The organism is Shewanella sp. ECSMB14102 (genome assembly GCF_000813075.1).
Lineage (GTDB): Bacteria > Pseudomonadota > Gammaproteobacteria > Enterobacterales > Shewanellaceae > Shewanella > Shewanella indica.
This window is the reverse complement of sequence record NZ_JWGX01000101.1, coordinates 1-2,502: the sequence shown is the minus strand read 5'-3', so window position 1 is coordinate 2,502 and position 2,502 is coordinate 1. Positions and strand designations below refer to the sequence as shown.

The following is a 2,502-nucleotide window of genomic DNA, read 5'->3' as shown; positions in this document are numbered from 1 at the left end:
ATGTCATTGGTATGCCACCCTGCACCATCCATTACCACCACAGCATGTCGTCCTGGTTTAGTTCGGTTGGCGATCAGTTCCAGGTGCTGGTGCATGATGTCCTTATTAACAAACGGCGTGATGATGGCTTCAGTTTCTCCTGTTGCGGGACAGACTGCGCCGAAGAGGTGCGCGTATTCAAACTGCTGCTGTTTTAGCGCTCTGGGTCTACTGCCTTTCGGTGCCCAGAGTCGTGTTGTTGTATTTTGCTGACCAAATCTGGCTTCGTCCTGAAACCAAATATCAATCTGGTGTGGTCGTATATGGATAGGTGTGTGAAGGTTAGTTTCCATCAGGAAGTTTTTTAAAAGCCGTTTGAGCTTCATCAGACTGCTTGGGGTGTTTTGAACGGCTGGTTATCCGACTGAAATCAAGCGCATTAAGTAATAAGTATACATTGACCATCACACTGTAAGTAGCTTGCAGGATAATGCTGAGTTTTATATGGGTGCTTCTTTGGGGGAAGCATGCAAAGTCTTTGGCTTGGTGAACCTAGATAATTTGTTGTTTACAGCAACCTTACCTTACTGACGTTGTCCCCAGAAACTCCGGGATACCTACAATGCCATAGCTTTGCCTGAAAAAGCTGCAATCAGCGGGGTTTGTACCAAAAAGTCCTTTACCTTTAGGAAGGCTTTTTGCATAATGCCCCTCGTTCCACAGGGGTGTAGTTCCAATTGGTAGAACAGCGGTCTCCAAAACCGACGGTTGCGGGTTCGAGTCCTGCCACCCCTGCCACATTCCAGACGGCCTGCATAGCAATATGCGGGCCGTTTTCCTTTGTGTTAGAAAAGTTGTTAGAAATGTCTAAGCTGCATTTTGAATAATGATTCACTTCTTAACACTGCCAATTGTTGGCACCACTTCTGTTCTTCTGTCGTAGACATTCACCTGTCCAACGGTCTTGTGTCCGCTAAATTGCTGTTTGTCGTGAATGTTTCCATCAAAGTCTGATATACCTTTTGCCTTGATATCGTGGAACGTGAATGTGCGTTCAATGTCAGGATGAGTAACGGCGAGCTTATCCATTGCACGGCGCCAACTGCTGCGCAAACCATCAGAGGTTAATTTGCCACCACCAGTTTTGTTGATCACAAAGATGCTGGCTACACCTTCGTGCAATGATTTTGCTTCATTCATGAGTTTTTTCAGGCGCGGCGACCACGCTTTGATCTGTTTCTTGCCCGTTTTACCTTGCTGAATAAAGATCCCTTCATCCAGTATCTGTGACCACTTCAGTGAGAGAACATCAGCTTGACGTGCAGCACATAGATAACTGATTTCGCAAGCTAGCCTTAGACGAAGTTCGCAGCATTCAAGGAGTGCTCTGAATTCATGATCTGTGATGTAACGATCTCGTGACTTGTTCCTGAACTTCTTAACGCCTTTAGCTGGGTTGTGTTTGCAATGTCCACGTTCATAGCCCCATCCGAATACCACGCTGCACGCTGATAGTTCATGGTTGGCTTGTGTACGGCTTGTATTGCCTCGTATATCCATGTAACGACGAATATGATGGGGTTTAATTGTATCAGGCTCCATCTCCCCAAATACCTTATTGAACATCGCAAGCTCACGTTCACGGTCGCGTTGAGTGCGAGGTGCTAATTCTTTGAATGTTGCAGATGCCAGGTACTCGTCAGCCATGCGTTTGAATGTGTATTTGGTCAGTGATTTCTCAATAGCTGCCTCATATGCCGTCCAAACCTCTGCGCGTGTTGAAGATGCCGAGCATAAAGTAATTGTGCGTTTGCCGTTCTTCATAATGTAGCTTGTAGGCTTACCGCGAACCTTATGCAGGTATACGCCTTTTGGCATCCATGCATCTTCTGGTTTGCGTTTAGCCATTGCTTATTGCCTCAAAATTAGGAAGATTGTCATTTGCTACCACTCGATGTGTAAATGGGTAGTTTACCGCCGTCCACGTTACTACAGGCTTACCGTCACTACGTAAGTGATAATGTATTCCTTGTAACTTTAGCTGCTTGATTTGGGCGCTTGCTTTCGTATAGCCGGTTAGCTCTATTAATTGTTGCTCCGTTAGCATTTCGTTTAAAATGGTCGCCATATTAGTTATCCATAATGCTGAGCAAAGAATTAATAATCCTTTGGCTCCAATATATTTGCGACTATTTTCTCATTCATTTTTTCAAGTTATGAACTCTCAAACTGCCCAATACGGACACATTGAGCGTTATTTAGCTCAGTGCTTATCCCGCTTACTGTAAAGGTACAGACTACCTATAGTGACTATTGTAAAGAAGGCAAATAATCCCAAAATTCCCAAGATCAACGGCGCTGGAGGATCCCCTCATAATTCGGGCCTCCCAGAGGTGTTAACCAGTTTAAGAAATTCACCCCAAGCCCAGCGAAAATGCGATTCTTTGATTGAGTATTCCGGACGTCGTTTCACTTCTTTGCCGAGCCTGAGCACAGATAGCACGTTTCTGTCACGTATCGTAT

Annotated in this window: 2 protein-coding genes, 1 tRNA gene and 1 pseudogene; 1 reads left to right on the top strand and 3 read right to left on the bottom strand. The window is 45.1% G+C overall.

Translation table 11 applies throughout. From position 1 onward, the window contains the following. Positions 1-438 (bottom strand): annotated as a pseudogene (locus RC73_RS19505) (IS630 family transposase); the annotation flags it as partial. A gap of 262 nt (positions 439-700) precedes the next feature. Here RC73_RS19505 and RC73_RS19500 point away from each other — a divergent pair. After that, positions 701-777 (top strand) — tRNA-Trp (locus tag RC73_RS19500). A gap of 93 nt (positions 778-870) precedes the next feature. On the opposite strand, the gene RC73_RS19495 is transcribed toward RC73_RS19500, so the two are convergent. Then, positions 871-1,887, bottom strand: coding sequence for a tyrosine-type recombinase/integrase (locus tag RC73_RS19495; RefSeq protein ID WP_039036186.1), 1,017 nt, complete (start codon positions 1,885-1,887; stop codon positions 871-873). Beyond that, complete coding sequence (locus tag RC73_RS19490; protein WP_039036185.1) at positions 1,880-2,107, bottom strand: DUF4224 domain-containing protein; 228 nt, start codon at positions 2,105-2,107, stop codon at positions 1,880-1,882. Before RC73_RS19490 ends, RC73_RS19495 begins: the two co-directional genes overlap by 8 nt. Between the last annotated feature and the right edge of the window lie 395 nt (positions 2,108-2,502).